This window comes from Bradyrhizobium sp. S3.12.5, assembly GCF_040548225.1.
Lineage (GTDB): Bacteria > Pseudomonadota > Alphaproteobacteria > Rhizobiales > Xanthobacteraceae > Bradyrhizobium > Bradyrhizobium cytisi.
Genome location: NZ_JBEPRF010000031.1, coordinates 61,678 through 79,169 on the forward strand (window position 1 = coordinate 61,678; position 17,492 = coordinate 79,169).

The window sequence follows — 17,492 nt, forward strand, 5'->3', positions numbered from 1 at the left end:
TCTTCTCAGCGGCGGTCTCCCGCAATCCGCGAGCTCGCGACTTCGCGTACGACACTATGCGGATCATGGACGAGGCTAAAGACCTGAGCCACTGGCGCACGGCTTGCGACCTCGTAGCGGATGCGCCAGTCAGGATCATGCTGCAGCAGGGACACAAGCTGCACAGATAGTCGTTGGGCTATTTCCAGTCTTACCGACGCGTCACGATCGTCGATCATGCCGAGCAACCATTCATTTGGAATGCGCCGTGCTACAACACGGCGGACCTCGGCTTCCTCGTCATTCATCATTCGGCGGAGCAGTATAGGCTCGATCCGACTCGCGACGACAAGGCGAACATAGTAATATTCGTCTGAGGCCATGGGTAGCAATTCTTCACCGTCAAGCAGGGTCGCTACCCGCCTCCTCAGCTCGGGAAGCGGATGCTTCCGTAATTGCAACGCGTAGCTTCTAGGCAGGCGAAGTATCGCATTCCATTGCACCTTTTCATTGGGATCATTGATCAGCGACGGCAGCAGAGAGACGTTCGCAAACTTCGCCGCGATTGCCCTTGCCTCACAATGCGGATGGCTGAGATAGCCGTCGGCGAGATGCGGATTCCGCTCGAAGAACCTCTCGATGCTGCGGGGACAACGTTCGTTGACGCAGGCGTGCTTGAGCCGACATCCGCCGGTTTCGCTTAGTGCGAGATGCTCGCACGATGCGCAGTCAAGCCGGTGGCCCTCCCAGTCAAGAGCCTTGTCGATATCATCAATCATTGTCCTGCCCACATAGGTTAGGCACGCCGCAGCAACGGCTTGGGTCCAAATTTTGTCGGAGGTCGCGAGCTCCAGAAGTTTTCCGACCGCCAGCCCTGCGCCTGCATCTGAATGGTGTGATCCTGGAAGCCGACTGTCCCGTCGATCGAACCGCCGACCAGCGCCTGCAGCGCTTTCGAGCCACCGGCGTGGAAGTTCTCGATAGTAACGTCAAGGCCTTGGTCTCTGAATGTACCAAGCTTCACACCAAATTCGAGAGGCATAGAGTTGAGGATCTGTGATCCCGCCGCGATCCTCAATTTCGCCTTCTGGGGCCCGCCGGCATGCGCCGAAATGACCGAGCAAGCGGTTAGCGCCATCCCCAGCATCATTCGTGTCAAAACGTGCATGCGAAGCTCCGTGACTGTTGGGAGAGTGTTACGATCAGGTTTCATGGGCAGGCGCGGGCCGTCAAACCAGGAACTGCTTTTCCGCGCGCTCGACGAGGGCGTCGAGGAGAACAACAGAGGCGGAGAGAACGATGATTCCAGCAAATACCCTGGCAGCATCGAGGAGGCCCTTGGCCTGCGCAATCAAGTGCCGCAATCCTAGCGGGCGAGGAAGATGACCCGCAGCCACCGCCCCCTTTACGGCCATGCCGACGGACACCCGCGGGCTCGACAGAGCCGGTGGTGAACGGCAGGTACACGTGGCGCAGCAGGGAGGATTGGAGGCGCGCAGCAGGCGTGCATTCGCCAGCACGACCGGATTGACCGCGCACGCCTGAACGTGTTGAAGAATGCGACGAAGAGAACCGGCGTCAGCAGCCAGGAAAGACAAGAATCTCTCCAGCCGAATGAACTGCACCGCTTGGGAGCAGCGCAATTATTGTGGGCCCAAAAACAACTACGTCTCGCATCAAAGACCGCCTTACAATCGATCGTTCCCGCCACACTGCAAACCGTCAGGACGGACCAGGCACTGGCTTGCAACTCATCCACCGTACAGTTGTTGTCGCATAGACTTCTTGATCTCGATCAAGGGGCATCAAGTAAAGAATGGTCCGTGAAGAATTCTCAAGTCGTTGATTTGGAATCTGGAAACGGCTCTCTGAGGCAATCGAGTTTGCCGGGAAACGGATGTGGCGGAGGGGATTCCTTGCAAATTTGATTGGTGATTCACTCGCCTTTGAAGCTTTGGCGAGGGACCAGGCGGCAATGCGGACGGCGGGAGACGGGAGAGCAGGATCTGTTCCGCTCACGGCTCGACCAGATCATCGACCTGAAACATCCGCTGGTGGCGCTGGGCCGCACGGTGGATTGGAGCTTCCTGGAGGAACGGTTCGGCGAGGTCTACACCGATGATCCGGGCCGCCCGCCGCTGCCGACGCGATCATGGCGGGGCTGGCGATCCTCAAGCACTCCTACGACCTCTCCGACGAGGTGCTGTGCGAACGCCGGGTCGAGAGCCCTATCACCAGTTCTTCTGCGGCGAGGAGTTCTTCCAGCACCGGCTGGTGTTCGATGGCTCGTCGCTGACGCGCTGGCGTAACCGCATGGGCGAGGCAAGGCTGCAGGCGCTGCTGCAGGAGCGCCTGTCGGTTGCCACCAGGACCAAGGCGATCAAGCCGTCCGAGCTGCCACGGGTGATCGTCGACACCACGGTTCAGCCCAAGAACGTGACATTCCCCACCGATGCCAAGCTTCTGAACCGGGCCCGTGCGAAGCTGGTGCGGCTGGCGCAGCTGAATGGGGTGGATTTACGCCAGTCCTATACGCGGGTCGGCAAGTTCGCCCTGATCCAGCATCACCGCTATGCCCATGCCAAACAGTTCAAGCGCGCCAACCGGATGCTGAAGAAGCTGCGCACCTATCTCGGCCGCTTCATCCGCGACATCGGTCGTAAGATCGAGGGCAATGGCAGGCTCGAAGCGGCGTTCGCGCGGCTGTTATTGCTGGCACCGCGCGTGCGCGAGCAGCAGCAACGTCAACGCGGGCCGAAGGTCTATTCCCTGCATGCGCCGAAAGTCGAGTGCATCGGCAAGGGCAAGGCCCATCGGCCTTACGAGTTCGGCGTCAAGGTCAGCGTTGCCACCACCCTCAAGCACTGCAAGGGCGGCCAGTTCGTCACCCATGTGAAGGCGCTGCCCGACAATCCCTATGATGGCCACACCTTGGAAACCGTGATCCCGGACATGGAGGCGCTGGTTGGCAGCACCATTGCGCGCATCCTCGCCGACAAGGGATACGCGGCCACAATGCGCCGTCCGATCACAAGTTCAGGGTCTTCATCTCCGGCCAGAAGCGAGGAGTGTCGCCGTCTTTCCGACTGTCCGCTGCTGTCGCGAAACCGCGCTTGCCGATAAACGAAGTCGGTCAGCGTCTGAGAAGATAGCGACCGGTCCTGGGACTGGCCCACATCGCCGCGTCCCGACTAGCTCGAATTCCTCGAAGCGGGCGAAGTCCACCCCGCCGCGAAGTCAGACGGACATTCCGAACGTACATCTCACTCTCGAGGAGCTTGCACGATTGTCATCTGCGTCAGTCATCTGTGCAGAAGAAACCACCGGCTAGGCAGCTTGCGCGATCAGTCGAGATCGTGCTTGAGATTCTCTAGCCGCTTGGATCCAAAGATCGTGGATCGGGGAGCGCGTCTTGTTCCTGACTACTCGGTCGAATTTGGCCATTACTGGCGACCACGATCGGCGTTCGCCGCGTGGACCGATGCGGTGCGATCTTTCGATCACAATGCCAATCCTGGTTGCACACTGAAGAATGACCTTGAATATATCCGCAACTGCCGCTAGTGCCGACTGGTTGGTTGAGTACAATGACGGGGCGTGAAGTGGAAATCAGGCAGGACGATCCGACGGCGCCATATGTCGCCGACTTGTTAGCATATCACTTAAGAGAGCTGCGCAGCGTCATGGGCGAGCACGCGCGAGCGCTGGACGCGACTGGCCTTTCGGGCGCGGCCGTTACTTTCTGGACGGCCTGGCAGGGTCATGTGCTGGTTGGATTCGGTGCTCTCAAGCAACTGGATCGCACGCATGGAGAAGTGAAGTCGATGCGCGCTTCGCCCGCCGCACGGAGGACCGGGGTCGGTCGCGCTATTCTGCACCACATCATTGCTGAAGCCCGCAACCGAGGGTATGCACGCCTCAGCCTCGAGACCGGTACCGCAGCGCTGCACGCTCCTGCGGTCGCGCTCTACCGCAACGCGGGCTTCCTTTCCTGTGAGCGGTTCGCGGACTATCAGGAAAGCCCGCACAACCAGTTCTTGAGCCTCGACCTCTCCACTTGAATGCCCTCAGGTTGCAGGTTGGTCGGGAGCTTGCCCGTGCAACTGAGGAGTGGTCGCGCAGCCTGATTCGACGTGCTGACAAGGGATCGAGGACCCACGACGAGAACCCGATGCCGGTGATCCCTCATCCCAGGATGAGGTCGATGAACGTACGCTCTCCTCAGAGAGCAACGGAAGCGTTACAGATTGATAGTGCCTGAAATACCAGAGGGAGATAGGAAGTGTCACAACAGCCGAGGGCAACCAGCGAGCAAGCGCCAACCACGTGATCGCCCTCGTCAGCGTTGAGGGATCAGTCCTTGGTGAACGCGACGACCAGCACGTCACGGTAAGCAACTGATTTTTTCCTGTTAATCATTTGGATCGGGCTCACACCGTGCATGACGATGTTGTCATCACCAATCATAATATCGCCCGGCATCTCCAGCGTGAAACGGACCAGTTCATTTTCGTTCGCATCAGTTATAACTGTTTCGCCGCCGTTGACATTGCATTTCCGCACCATGAACGAGCAGATGTAGTCGACGCCGTCGCGATGCAGACCCTCGGGACTCGGCTCGCCAGGCCTCTCGGTCGCGACAATACGGTACGGGTGCAATTTGATATTCCAGTTGAGATGGCCGGAGGCCGCACTGTAGCTAGAGCCCATCCACCGCATCAGACCTTGGAAAAACCTGTTCTCCAGAAATTGCCCGTCGATCGCCTCGAAGTGCCGTTGGAAACCTCCGTTGAGCCGATTGATCATCGCCGACTGTTCGTAGGGAGCGTGAGGAAGCAGAGCTAGATGGCCGTCATTCGCGCTGTAGAAAAGCTGACTATAGCGGCGAAAGCGATATGTTCCCCCGTCTCGCATATACTCGTCGAGCAGAAGATCATCCCAGCACGTCGCAAAATCATGCCAACTCTGAGGATCGTAGAAATCCCAGCATTCGAAGTTCTTCGCGCCGCGTTCTACCCAGTACCCATCGCTAGTCAATGCATCGACAAGCGGGGTGCCAACCTTTTCGGTAGCCATAGAAGCCGATATCAAGCGAGTTTCGATTGAGCGCGACTTTTGGTTTCTTTTGGGAGTCTCGTCGAAGTAATTCCGCAAAAAATCAGCCCGCGAACGCGTGCCGCGCTCGCGGGCCTTTTCGATTTCCCAAGTATCACGATTAGTGAGGTAAAGCGGGCGGTCAGCGCGAATTGAGCTTGGCAGGCACGATTGATGATTGATGTCAAAGCGGACCGTTCCGGTCACGCGTTGAGCCAGCGACAATATGCCTGCTTCCGCGGCCGCCTTTACGTCCGAGTTCCATCTCCCTTCCACGGCTTCGAGCGTCCAACTTCTCTCCAAAGCTTGCTTCAGAATGATGGAGTTCGCAGACAAGGTTGCCGTTTCCAAGTGCCGAAGGGCCTGCATCAAAATGAACGCAGCTGGGGCCTCACGCACCTCCAGAACCTTCTCGCCTTCATCAAGGTGCTCCAATCCTAGAAATCGGCCAAAGCCGTAGGAGCCGACCAGCGCATTCAGGTGAGCAATTGCATCCGCAAAGGCCACAGCTTCGCCGTCGACCTGGACGAGTTCACCCTCCTGGATGCCGAGGGAAACTGAGCACGGGCCAACGTCAGGTTGGCGCCGTGACCAAGTGAAAACTTCCTCCGGAAGCGTAAAAGCTTCGGGGTTGTCCAATGGGCCCGATTCAAATTCTCGGCACCAGATGTTCGCGTCACCGCTAAGCTTTCGATCGGCGTAATACGTCAAACCGTAGCCCGCCAACGCCCTCGCCTTGTCTTCGCGCGACAAGGCGCTGTATTCGTAAGGGCTGCCGAAAAGCCCTAAAAAGTCTTCGGCAGATATCGCCGTATTTAAGCGCCGCAGGCTGTTCTGAGACTGGTTCGCGGTGTGCAGCACGGCGCCCGCATTGCGCTCCAACGCGACGCAAACCGCGCGTTGCGCGACCAAGGGGCGAGAGAGAGATGAACTCACGGGGTAGATGTCGAGGTATTTCGCGTGGGCCTTAAGGGCTGGCTTTACGTATCGGTCTGCAAACTGCACCCTACGGTCTTCGATCAGCAATTCCGCGCCAAATCGCTTGGCGGTCGTCTCCAGCGCCTCAGCTTCGACAGCCTCGCCGAGGTCAACACAAAGCGCCATTACACTCGTAAAGCCCGCCTCATACAAGAAGCAAAGGAGGTACGAACTATCTAGGCCGCCGCTGAACAATGTCACGACTGGCGCGCTCTTGTCGGGAATAGAGATGAGGTCTTGGAAACATCGAATTTTTCTGACGGTCATCTGTGATTGCTCTCATCTTGACCAGCAGCGCAGCAGCTACAAGGGCTGTTCTGGTGTGGAACGTCGTTGATCGAGGCAACGAGCCAAAGCTCCAAACATCGCAGCCCTTGGCTATATCGCACGACAAACGTTAGAAATCATCTCGCAGCGAACCGCACAATCTCAGCATCCCGCTTCTTCTGCGCGCCGATCGACGTAGGAAAGTCTCAGTCGAGACTCCACTGAGAAAGAATATCTGCCTTGTATTATTGTCATGCAACCTACCAAAACGCGTCGTTTGACTCGAGAGGTCATCTCTCGTCAACATGCATCATTCAAAAACGAATGCACGACGCTTCTATGACAGCCGCAATCGACATATCATTTCCTCTCGATGAGGAATTGTTTATAGACCATCGCCTCAATATGAGCAGACTGCAAAAGCGCTACGTCAACAACAGGGACTGTTCAGATTGGCTAATAGGGCGAGTTCGGGCCGCAGTTATGGCGCGATCTACGAGCACCGATTCCAAACGGAGAAGCGATTTACTGAGGCAGTCCGTGCTTGAGCTGTTGGAAGGCTTGAAGGTTGAAGTCTTTACCTGCGTACCGATTCGGTCTCGAGCCAACGCCGAGTATCGCACGACCGCTGATCTTTCCGCTTCGGTTGCCTTGCGCTCGCAGGAGGTGCGAACATGATCCTCAAGCGCAGTGCCTATGCAGGCGCGATTGGGGCTGCTGGCTTGTGGGGCGGCAATTTCGTCGCGGTACGACTTGCACTTGACCACTTCGATCCATATCTGCTCACCGCGTTGCGGTTCTCGATCGTAGCGATGCTGGTCCCTCTTGTCGGTTGGCCGCGTGTGCCTGCGCGAACCCTGCTCACGTACACTCTAGGTTCTGGCATCGGCCAATATCTGCTGTCGACATTGGCAATCGATATGGGCTTATCCCCCGGCCTCGCGGCGTTGCTGATCCAGTTTCAGGTCTTCATATCCTTGGCTCTCAGTTTCCTGATGCTCCGGGAATCGGTGCGAACTACCACGATTGTTGGAAGCGCCTTGGGCGTAGTCGGCCTTATCGGTGTGCTGGCCACGGGTGGCAGCAAGGCGCCTTTGGTCGCGAGTGCCATATGCCTGCTCTCGGCTGCGGGCTGGGCCATCGCAAACATGACGCTCAAGCAAACGTCTGAAACGGTGATCCGTCTGCAGTGTGCGAGTGCGTTGATCTGTCTGCCTGCCGTCTGGGTTGCGCGTGCGCTGATGCGGCCCGCTGCCCCAGCGGTGGGCGAAGCGCTGACACAAGCGCCGCTCGCCGGCTGGTTGGCCGTGGCTTACGTGGCTATTGCGTCATTCGCCATGGCACAGATTCTTTGGGGCCGAGCCATTACTTCCATTGGTCTGGCTTCGACCGCGCCCATCGCACTCTTGATCCCAGTGTTCGGGGTCGCTCTGGCTGCGTTAGTGCTAGGAGAACATCTGAATTTTCAGGTACTGACATCGGCTGCGATCGTTCTCGTGGGCGTAGGCCTGCATGTCGTGCCAATGGCGTTGAACAGAGCGCCAGTCGCACGCGATGGAATTGCGGCGTAGCGGCTTCGCCCTCGACCTCGGCTGAGCGACCCGCGCGCGGTGCTGCCTAAACGTCGCGGGGAGATCGGCGAGATCGAGACGCCAGGAACAATGATCCGCGTCGTAACGCAGCCTTTTTGGTGGGCGGACGAAAGGGGTCTCTGGATAAGGCTTGGGCCACGTCGCGGGTTGACCAGGGGATCTGGTAGCGAGCACCCCATGAATGAAATCATCGCTTCCGGTCAACAGCTGACCAGTCTCAAGCTTCATTGGCAATTTGCGAGCAGGAACGCTCGGCTCGAACAGGCGATCGCGGACGGTTCGAACGGGGTTGCCGAGGATTTCTATAAGGAGCAGGGTGCGTACCTGAGATCCCTTTCGACATCGAAGATTACCAGTCGCTCCTCATCCCGCTGATTACGTTCATGGCGAACCCCAGGGAAGCATTCAGGTGCTCGTCGGGTTTTGGCAAGCGATAGTCGCGGTGATGCCGACGATGGGCATGTCGATGACCATCTAGCAGGTGCTGGTGCTGCTGTTGGCCATCATGGTTGTCATTCGGCTTGCAATATTTGCAAGCCGATTGAGAGGATCGCCGCACCTCGTCAATTCGCGAAAACGTCAAGTCATCCGCGTATCTGGTGTAGGTCCAGCCCAGCTTCCTGCACATGTCGCTCAGGTGCAGATCGAGCGCGCTCACTGCGAGATTCGCGAGCATCGGACTGGTGGGCGCACCCTGTGGCAAGTGTCCTTGTGGCAAACGCCGATAAGGCAATTGGCCGGGCTTAGAGGGCGGATGAGGTTTTCCTTCGGGGGAAAATCGGGTGCAGATGCGCGCCAGCTGGAAGCTTAGCAACGCCGGATAGCCCAGTCTGCGAAAGACGAAATAGACCTGCCGCTCGGAAATCGATTCAAAAAAGCGCCTCACATCGATCTTCACCAGCCATCTTGCCCCGGCATGCTTCATGGCCGCCTTGACGAGGTCACGCTTCTTCGCAAAAGCGAAGCTCGCATCGTGAGGCGTCACGCAATTCAGGATATGTTGAGCAATCCAGCGCTGCGCCTGCATGAGGCGCGGTTCCGGAACGGAGATTGTCCAAAATTGCCTTGCGGGTGCATTGGGTCTTCCCCGCTTTTGCAGTCTGAATGTCCGGTAGGGTTCAATTTTACGGAAGATGACGTCCTGAAGGAATTCCGCGGAAACGTCGCAGAGATGGATGACGTGATGGAGTGTCAGAACAACGGGGAGATCGGAATTGGCTTTCTTGATGTTGCGCGCAATTACGATCGCGGTTTCGATGGTCTCTTTCGATCGACCAGCGGCCTTGGCGCCGGCATGAAACTGCTGAGAATCCCACGGGTGCAGCATCTACTTTAGTCCGGCCCCGAAGGGGCGTCCGGCGCTCCACGGTAAGCCTCCGAACGAACCCGCAGGGCAGGAGCGTTGGACGCCTGGGTAATCAGGAGCTCGTTCGGAAGCCCGGACGCCCACGATGCGTGGCTTAACCCAACATCTAGGCCAACCACCAGGGTTGGCATCTGCTAGATCTACTCCCGCGGGATTCTCAATTTTTGAGGATAGTAAGGTTCAGAGTTGGTCGCAATTGTCGACTTGCGACGATCCCCACGGCGATTGGCCTTAGGAAACTCCTGGCCGGCCTCTGTGAGCCGCCATTTCGGCGTTAACAACCTATCGGTGACGGCCCGCAAAATGATCCGCTCGACCTCCGAGCGCGACAGCGTCGTAGCCGCAGCAATGGCGACGATATCCTGGCGGCGCAGCAATGATGGAGGTGCACTGAGGACCACCACGAGCTTGGCGTCATTGGCACTCAGGTCTGGCGCGAGATCGACGCCGATTGCCTCGGCAGCCTGTTTGATCTGTTCCGGCTCATCGCGCATCCGGAAATGAGGCCTAAGATCAGCAGGTGCCGGGCCCTCGTAGAGAGCGCACCAGCTGCTTCCGTCTGACTGGTGTATGATGGCGTGTATTGTTGGGTATGCGGGAGCTGAGCGCCACAAGCGCGGCGTTGTCGGCATAGCCTGCGCGCGCCACACCTCCGCGTCCCTGACTGGGCCCAGATCTCGCAATCAACTGTCGCCACTGATCTGCGAGTGTCTGGTCTTTCCAAGTCCCGATAGTTGGAACGTTTTGCTCAGCGATTACGGTTGGGCGAACGTGGTAAGACTTCACGGTGGCAATGCCCTCGGGCGTGCCGGCGGCAGCGATCACGATGAATTCGATCCATTTTCCCGACACCCAGGACTTGACACTGGGGACCCTCCAGAACTTGTCGAGCATTTTGTTGGCCCGAGTCCCGCTACCAATCAGATCCGTCACGATGACGATCGCACCGACAGGTACGACTTGGCACGGATACCTTTCGGCCCCGGATGGTTTTTGAGGACCTTCGGCCATCTTTCGACCAGTTGCGAGATGAGGTAAGCTACCATCCCCTCGCTTCCGACCCGCATCTTGCCCCGTGTCGGCTTGACCGGCCCGGAATAGCTGACGGCACGTCTGCGGACGCGCCCCGTCGGGTCGGGGACGTCAAGGCTTCCGTACGCCTCCCCCGAGTCAAACTCACGTTCGGCATAAAGCGCCAGCGAGCGACCGCGCCCCTGCCAATCGTTGGCCAGTTCGTCGATACTGTCGCGGATGGCATCGGCCACATCGTTGTCGTTAAGCAGTAGCATTGCATCCAGAAGCTCGCCGGCAGCCTTCATATCGTCGGCCGACCGGAACTGAGCCAGCCAAGCCTTGCCTGTCTCGCTTTGCGATAGCAGAACTCTTGCTGTCATCACTTATCCTCCGGCTGTTTACGGCCCCTAGCCTGTCAGGACCAGATCAGCTGCCTTCGGCCCCCTTCATGAGGGCCGACAGCCAAGGCTTCACCGTTTCGAGCGTTCGGACGTCGCCCAGCCCATCAAGATCCTCTTGGGAAAGCTTGCCGGCTCCGTTCAACGTATTGGTGAGCGCGGTCGCTGCTCGAGCCGGTAATAGTTCAATGATTTCGTGGGCCGATGCGCGGTCGCGAGCAAACGCCGCAAGCGCCAATGGAATAAGCAGCGCTCGTCGCTCCTGCTTCGCGGCCAAGGACTGGGCTGCGGCCAGGACACGCGAATTGTCGGCAGAAGCTCCGACGACGAGCGTCAATGGGAGCGCAACCGGCGCCGTCCGAACCAAAAGCTGCTTGTCTGGAATTTCAGCGGCGAGCGCTGCATTGACGCATTGCTGTTCGAGGGACAATGCCTCGGCCGCCAACCGGTGGTGAGGTGGTTTGCCGGTCTTCAAGGCGACCCTCAAGACCCTCTTCCGCGCCTCGGCTGAACCATTGCGGACGAGAGCTCGCATCAACATCAATTTGACGTCGTAATCATCCGTGTCGAAGAAGACTTTTCCGATGTCGGAGATGTACCGATCATCGATTTGCGGCGGCTCGCACAGGAGCTGCGCCGCGCCATGGGCGATCGGGAAATACCTTTCCTGCTCGTAATGGGCTTGCTGGGACTCCCAGGTATCGGCGGCCAATTGCAGGATCGCATCCATGTTGTCGACGCTCGGGCGCTCTTGCAAAAGGCGAAGCACGGTCTCGCGAACCCGGTGCCCCTTGTCACGCGCCATGTTACGCAACTCAGGCGCAAGCGGACCGCCCGATCGCTCGGCAAGGCAAACAAGAGCCGCCTGGCGCACGTCGGCGAACCGATGGCCCAGGCCTGCCTCGACGATCGGCCACAACTGGCAGCGGGCGGCGATGGAAACAGCGTTCACTGCAATCCTGATGGTCTCACCGTCATTCTCGGGTGAGGTGAGGATATCTTCCAACAACCGGCTCACGTCGCGACCGGCTCTGCTGAGCGCTTCCGCCTGAACGAATTTGAGCTCGACGTTGCCTTGCGTCTCCAACCGTTCAATGAGAAGCTGCCCGTCCCGGCTCAACCCTTCGAAATTGGACGCGAACACGGCGCTGATCGCGTCCGCCAGGGCGCTCGGCAGAGCTGCCAGAAACCGAAGGCGGATGGCTTCGAAATGAACTCGGGTCTTTTTTTGCGTTGGCCTCCCTCACGGCCGCAAACTCAAACGCCAGTTCGAATATCCGGCGCCCCTGATTGGTTGACGCCAGACGGTGGACTGCCAAAAAAAACTCCGCGGGTGCGGCGCGAAGCGCCGCTTCCAGGGCCCTCAAGCCTGACCTCACGGATCGCATTGCCTGTAACAATTCGCTCCCTAAGCGCGCTCAAAAATTCGACGGGCAATGACTTCTGCATGGCCTGCCAGAAGTCCCGCTCTTCCGGTCTGTCCAGCACAGCTCCTCCGATCGCGCGCCATTCTTCAATCGTGACGTCGGCTGCGCGCTCGGCAAGCCGTATCCAAAAGTAGAGCAAGTCCACAGCATGCGCATGATCGCGAATGGGGGCCCAACCGTCTCTCTCCCGTCTCATCGCAACATAGCATTCGAGGAGTTCGTACGCCGTCCGGCCATCTTCGCCGATGCTCTCGTAATAACGGTCTTCTGCGTCACCGTCGTACTCGCCGTTCGCGAGCTTGAGCTTGAAATCGTCATCTGGCTTTCTGGACAGTTCCTGTCGATATGAAACTGCCCGCGTTACAACCGCCTCAAAGCCACTGATATCGGCAATCGCGCCCTCAGCAATTAGACTGGCATTCGGATTGTAGCTGTCTTGAACGATGGAGAGCGCTGCATCGATGAAGGCCGGCGTTAGATTTCCGCACAGCTCCGTGACTTGGTCGGCAAATTCCGCCGGGTAAGACGGGTTGTGGTGAGGCAGTTCGCGTGTGATGAACGCGATGCAAATCGCTCGCGTCCTGTGATCGGCCGCGACCCTTTGGAACCACTCCGGCGATCGAGCAGGTGCTGTCCAGCTAGCGAAGAACCAGTGCTCCTCGTTCCTATGTTGATGTGTAAGCCATCTGGCAACCTCCGCAGGAATGGAATCTGCGGAGCCCACGGACGCGGCGAGCTTCAGGTCCTCCCTGAAGTCAAGCCCTGTGCCTGCCAATCGGGAACCGATCCAGACATCGAGCTGCGACTGCCGTGCAGCGGGAAGTTCAAGTTGAACGATCGAGCGCTCCCGTACGGCGTGGACCAGATGCGCCGCGCCCTCCGTCCCCCAATCCGTATCTGTTCGCTTGTCCAGGTCGATCAGAACTTCGACCAGATAGGACAGGACCCGAGCCGACAGACCCGGCTTTTCCTTGAGAGACTCCTCGAGCCCCAGTTCAACGCGCGGATGCTGATAGGTCAGAGTCGCCTCTGACTGGCGCAGATTTCGGCCGGCGATCAGGAAATTCAGGTAGGGTTCGAGGCCGTCTTCGAAATCACTCTGGCGTTTGGTCAACCCCGCCTGAATGGCGGGCAGAACATTGAAAGTCTGACGTGCGCCCGACTTGAAAAGACCCCATGTAATGGCTGCCCATGCCCATGTCCTACGTTGGCGAACGTTGTGAATAAGCGCGGCCTCTATCGAGGACTGGTGCGCATCGGACAGGCACCGCGCGATGTATTCGCCTGTGTTCTCGTCTTTCTCAAGCCCGTCGGCGAGAACCGCGAAGTAGCGGTGCATCTCAAGCGGCGTCGCAAGCCGCTCGACCGCGTCATTTCGAGAGCGCAGCACGATGGGTTGAAGGTTCGGCGGAAGACTGGAAAGCCGGTTCTCAAAAAGCTTGGTTCGCTCGGCAGGGCCGTAATTTTCATCTTCGAGACTGACGACCCATTTGTCCTTCAACCGCAGCTTGCTTTCATGCAGCACATCCGACCGGCTCGTGATCACGAATTTCCTGTCGGGAGCAGCCGACTGCAGTATCTCGGCAATCGCGCCGTTCCAGGGCGCGGAGGTTGGCTCCAGCCGAAAGCGGCCCCAAGGGTCCTCGATCTCGTAGACCACGGGGCGAGAGTTTGGATCATCGGCGATTTTCTCTGGGCCGCCCTGGACGACGACATGCTTGATGCCGGGTATCCGGTCGCGCAGGTGAGCGATGAGTGCTTTGGCTACGCGGGTCTTTCCCGTTCCGGATGCCCCCGTGATGACGACAGCGTGTTTCGTCTCGATCGCGGTCTTTAATTCATCCCAGTTGGTTGGAGGAACGAAGCCTTCCAAAGCCGTCGATTCTTCAACATAGCCCTCCGCCGCCGTGATCAGGCGTTCAACGTCAAGACGCGTCCATACGCCTTGCGCGGCGCCGCGCATGCGCAAGAGGGCTTCAGCACGCAGGGCCTCCCGGCAGCTTTGCAGATTTGAATGCGGTACGCGAAACCGCTGGCTTAACAATCGTTCGGTGCGCGCGTTGATCTTTTCCTGGTCCATGGCCCCAAGAATGGCAATTCTGCCGCCAGCGTCGGCCGGCAAGTTCTTCGCCATATCGGGTGGCATGTCGCTGGCGGGCGGCCACACGCCGACGGCTTCTACCTTCAAGTGACGAGCGGTGCCGTCGAGGTCGGCACTGGTAGCCAGGAGATAGCGGATGCTGGCGTCGGCCAGCCGGTCGCGAGCAGACTTGCGTCTTTTGCCGTGGGCGAGAAGGCGGATTAGATCGCCAGATTTCCAGGGACCGGTATTCCGAAGCTTGCACTGAAGAACCAGGCGGTAGCCGTCGAGCGCAACGGTTTCCGATAACGCGCCAGGCTCATGTTCGATATCGGCTTCAAGGTCTTCCTCGGTCGCCGGCTCCAGCACGATCTCGTGCGCCACTTTCCTGGCAAGAACGAGATCGAGCGCCACAAGTACCGAGACGTCGAGCTGGTAGACATAGCCTTCGAGCGATCGTCCGCCGCTGGAAGGAGAAAGCGCATCTGCCGCCTGTGGGGAGGAAGAGGATTCATCCATGGGATGGCTCGCAGGCCCCGAAGGTCGCGCCATACAGGTCCTCTATCTGCGTCACCTCGTCCGCGGTCAGTTCAGCAAACTCGCTCTCGCGCGCACGCTTTGACAGCCGGCCTCCATTCTGGCGAAGGAAGCCCAATAGATTGTTGAGCGTACGCTCTGGCATATCGATCATGTTCTCGATACCTGCGCGGAAGGCATCGAAATTCTTCAGAAAAGCCGTCTCGTTCGGAAGGTCTTCGTCGATCGTTTTGCGTACGCAGGCATACAGGAATTCCGCATGCGGTGTCGCATCGAAGAAGCGATAGAAGTCGCCCGTGTCGTTCAGGACCTTGATGTTGTTCTTCTCGGTCGCCTCCCAGCGGACAAGCGGCAGCAGTCTGCGGGAGTAGCTTTCGAGCACATTGCGATAGTCATCGATCCTGTCGAGGATTGCAGCCGATACTGGAAAGTGAACGCCAGAGGGGTTGAACCCGCGACGGGCGAGAACGTGATGCATCAGGTAACGGTGGATACGTCCGTTTCCATCTTCAAATGGATGGATATAGACAAAGCCAAATGCCAGCACGGCCGCTGCGATAACCGGGTCGAGGGCGCTTTCTGCGGTGTGATCGAAGGCCATGAGTCCGTCGACGAGGCATGAAAGGTCCTCGGGACGCGCGCTAACGTGGTCCGGGATGGGACGGCGCGTCTCACGGTCGTGTTCGCCGACGAATCCGCCTTCGTCGCGAAGTCCAAGCCTGACGAAACGCTCGTCACCGATCACGATGCGTTGCAACCGCAGCAATTCCGCCTCATCAAGCGGGACGCGACCCGCTTCGCCGATGACGCGACCCCAGCGCTGGATCCGATCTTGGGGTGGCCTTTCGCCTTCAATGACGTAGCTCGACTTGGAATCCTTGAGGAGCAGGAACGCCGCCGTGCGGGCGAGCAGGTCCTTTGGCATGTTATTGACGACGGCCTGCGCGCGCGCCTTGAGATCGGCCGCGATAAATTGCTCCAGCGCTGCCGTTCTGAACACGAGAGGGCAGAATTCCGGGGTTCCCGGCAGATTGTTGCGGACGCGGTGCCGGGTTGAATTCTGGCCGTTTCCCGCAAACTGGAGCTTGGCATCAACGGCATCGACATAGGAGACCTTGTCGGCGTCCGGCAGATCGAGCTTTCGGCCGAGCAGCCATTCGTAGAGGAACCAAATGCGGCGCGTGTAGATGCCGGTCGGCTTGACGCGAACGAGGTCCACGATCTCGCTTGGCGTCGCGGCGTTGAACAGCCGCTTCAGGACGGCAAGATCGAGCCCCTCATACTTGAGCGCGAAGGTCAGGTGTCCTTCGAGGGTCGCTTCGGGTGCATGACGTGGCGTGTAGAGTCGCCAGCCGTCAGCCTCGATGATCCGATGGCGGGTACCGATGGCGCAGAGGGTTCGGGGAATGGGAACCGGAAGGGAATAAGTCTGGATAAGCGCTGCATAGCCGACGGGGGTAGCCATTTCGGGCAACCGCCGTTCGTGAAAAACACTCACCGGTCCTGAAAAATCGTACTCCACGGGACATCTCCCTGAAAAGTCCTGCAGCCCGTGAATTTCCCTCTTGAATTCCAGCTACTGCCGAAAAACTATGATATCTACCGAAAAAGCTTCACTCAATAGAAATATCATGAAAAATCTATTCGGACTCAAGTTTTTAAGCCAAAACGGGGCTCGAAACTGGACATAATGCTGAGAAAGCCGCAGCTGGGTACAGATAGCCGGGCTGCGGGGATGGTACTCGTGTTAGCGACCGGATCCCTCGATTTCCTCCTCGTTCCATCGCCAAGCTCGTCACTTTCGCTCCGCGGTATCCCGATCTCGCCGCGAATGCCTTGCCCGTCTCCGTCGCCGAGCCGGTCGTGGTTTGTCGCGTCCACGCTATCCTTGAAGTCTCGCTATAGCCCGCGCCGAGAAAGAGGGCGAAGGCGGAACCTAATTGCGCCACGTCTGCTTAGTGAGCTTGTCGAACCGCGTCTCCGCAACGTAGCGGGCATTCGGGACCGCCCGAAACTGCGTGTAGAGACGATGGTTGTTTTCCATCCACGTCCGAAAACGAACCGAAGCTGTAATGGTGCAGCCCGTTGGGCGGCCACGGAGCTTTTATCTCTGCAACCCACTTGTCGAGCAAGTGCGGGATCATCTTTGCCGCTTCACCTTTTTTCATTGCGCTCATCTCTTGAGGTCGGGCGGCCCTTCATTCCACCGCTCGGGCCGGCTGATCTCTTTGATGATCGGCAGATTCGCGGGCCGCTCAAGATACGAGAACTCCTCTCCGAGCAGCCAGCGACCTTTGAACCCATCCCCAGAGATCATTGCATCGAGCTGCTAGCCGTATGAACTGGACCCAATCGCATTTTTCGTACCCCCACCCGCAAGTATCTTTACTCCGCCTTATTTAGCAAATCCCCCTCCAACCTACGATCATCTTCGCAGCAACACGCTAGCGCCTGACACTTGAGAACTCCCATTTTCATTCTCGACTGCAGCAGTCAACATGAACGGACTCGCCATTGCAGATCGAGACTTCCATGAGCGGCACAAAAGCAAAAGTCATCTGTAGCCTTGTCGTGATTCTTATCGGGTCACCGCGCTTGCCGACGCAAGCTGCTGCTGGACGACGATCTAGACCCTCCGAAAAAATCACAGAGAAGCTTCGATCGAACCTCCGAGTGAAGAATGCGAACGCCGCATGTGATCCCTGCTACCTGGCCGTAGCGCAAGACGGAAAATTGCGTTAACTTGTGAAGGCTTTTCTG

General features: G+C 58.4%; 14 protein-coding genes and 1 pseudogene. 4 read left to right on the forward strand and 11 right to left on the reverse strand.

Annotated elements, in window-relative coordinates; all coding sequences use genetic code 11:
- Window positions 1–5 precede the first annotated feature (5 nt).
- The 3 genes from ABIC09_RS33385 to ABIC09_RS33395 form a co-directional block, all read right to left on the reverse strand.
- Window positions 6–758, reverse strand: coding sequence for a 4Fe4S-binding leucine-rich repeat protein (locus ABIC09_RS33385; RefSeq protein ID WP_354111924.1), 753 nt, complete (start codon window positions 756–758; stop codon window positions 6–8).
- A gap of 17 nt (window positions 759–775) precedes the next feature.
- A complete protein-coding gene (locus tag ABIC09_RS33390; protein WP_354111925.1) occupies window positions 776–1,147 on the reverse strand; it encodes a type 2 periplasmic-binding domain-containing protein in 372 nt (123 codons plus the stop codon).
- Window positions 1,148–1,208: 61 nt separating this feature from the next.
- Window positions 1,209–1,577, reverse strand: coding sequence for an ABC transporter permease family protein (locus tag ABIC09_RS33395; protein WP_354111926.1), 369 nt, complete (start codon window positions 1,575–1,577; stop codon window positions 1,209–1,211).
- Window positions 1,578–1,925: 348 nt separating this feature from the next.
- Here ABIC09_RS33395 and ABIC09_RS33400 point away from each other — a divergent pair.
- Window positions 1,926–3,053: pseudogene (locus tag ABIC09_RS33400) on the forward strand (IS5 family transposase); the annotation flags it as partial.
- Window positions 3,054–3,566: 513 nt separating this feature from the next.
- On the forward strand, window positions 3,567–4,040 hold the full coding sequence (locus ABIC09_RS33405; RefSeq protein WP_354111927.1) for a GNAT family N-acetyltransferase: 474 nt from the start codon (window positions 3,567–3,569) through the stop codon (window positions 4,038–4,040).
- 292 nt (window positions 4,041–4,332) lie between these two features.
- Here ABIC09_RS33405 and ABIC09_RS33410 read toward each other — a convergent pair whose 3' ends face one another.
- Complete coding sequence (locus ABIC09_RS33410) at window positions 4,333–6,318, reverse strand: argininosuccinate synthase-related protein (protein WP_354111928.1); 1,986 nt, start codon at window positions 6,316–6,318, stop codon at window positions 4,333–4,335.
- A gap of 674 nt (window positions 6,319–6,992) precedes the next feature.
- Between ABIC09_RS33410 and ABIC09_RS33415 the strand changes: the two genes are divergently transcribed.
- Together ABIC09_RS33415 and ABIC09_RS33420 are read left to right on the forward strand one after the other, a co-directional pair.
- Window positions 6,993–7,889, forward strand: coding sequence for an EamA family transporter (locus ABIC09_RS33415; RefSeq protein WP_354111929.1), 897 nt, complete (start codon window positions 6,993–6,995; stop codon window positions 7,887–7,889).
- Between the two features lie 198 nt (window positions 7,890–8,087).
- A complete protein-coding gene (locus ABIC09_RS33420; protein ID WP_354111930.1) occupies window positions 8,088–8,285 on the forward strand; it encodes a hypothetical protein in 198 nt (65 codons plus the stop codon).
- Here ABIC09_RS33420 and ABIC09_RS33425 read toward each other — a convergent pair.
- The 7 genes from ABIC09_RS33425 to ABIC09_RS33450 form a co-directional block, all read right to left on the reverse strand.
- A complete protein-coding gene (locus ABIC09_RS33425) occupies window positions 8,260–9,237 on the reverse strand; it encodes a reverse transcriptase family protein (RefSeq protein ID WP_354111931.1) in 978 nt (325 codons plus the stop codon). The two genes, ABIC09_RS33420 and ABIC09_RS33425, sit on opposite strands and share 26 nt — an antisense overlap.
- A gap of 179 nt (window positions 9,238–9,416) precedes the next feature.
- Window positions 9,417–9,770: a hypothetical protein gene (locus tag ABIC09_RS33430; RefSeq protein WP_354111932.1), complete on the reverse strand. Its 354-nt coding sequence runs from the start codon at window positions 9,768–9,770 to the stop codon at window positions 9,417–9,419.
- A 19-nt stretch (window positions 9,771–9,789) separates the two neighbouring features.
- The gene (locus ABIC09_RS37505; RefSeq protein ID WP_502917728.1) at window positions 9,790–10,287 is read right to left on the reverse strand and encodes a phosphoribosyltransferase-like protein; all 498 of its coding nucleotides are present in this window, start codon (window positions 10,285–10,287) and stop codon (window positions 9,790–9,792) included.
- Window positions 10,206–10,670 carry a hypothetical protein gene (locus ABIC09_RS33435; RefSeq protein ID WP_354111933.1) on the reverse strand — a complete coding sequence of 155 codons (465 nt, stop codon included), beginning with the start codon at window positions 10,668–10,670 and terminating at the stop codon, window positions 10,206–10,208. The genes ABIC09_RS37505 and ABIC09_RS33435 overlap by 82 nt, the downstream gene beginning before the upstream one ends.
- A 46-nt stretch (window positions 10,671–10,716) precedes the next feature.
- Window positions 10,717–11,832: a hypothetical protein gene (locus tag ABIC09_RS33440; RefSeq protein WP_354111934.1), complete on the reverse strand. Its 1,116-nt coding sequence runs from the start codon at window positions 11,830–11,832 to the stop codon at window positions 10,717–10,719.
- A gap of 113 nt (window positions 11,833–11,945) precedes the next feature.
- Entirely contained in the window at window positions 11,946–14,714 is a 2,769-nt protein-coding gene (locus tag ABIC09_RS33445; protein ID WP_354111935.1) for an nSTAND3 domain-containing NTPase, read from the reverse strand.
- Window positions 14,707–16,197 (reverse strand): Fic family protein, encoded by a 1,491-nt coding sequence (locus tag ABIC09_RS33450; RefSeq protein ID WP_354111948.1) that lies wholly within the window; start codon window positions 16,195–16,197, stop codon window positions 14,707–14,709. Before ABIC09_RS33450 ends, ABIC09_RS33445 begins: the two co-directional genes overlap by 8 nt.
- Between the last annotated feature and the right edge of the window lie 1,295 nt (window positions 16,198–17,492).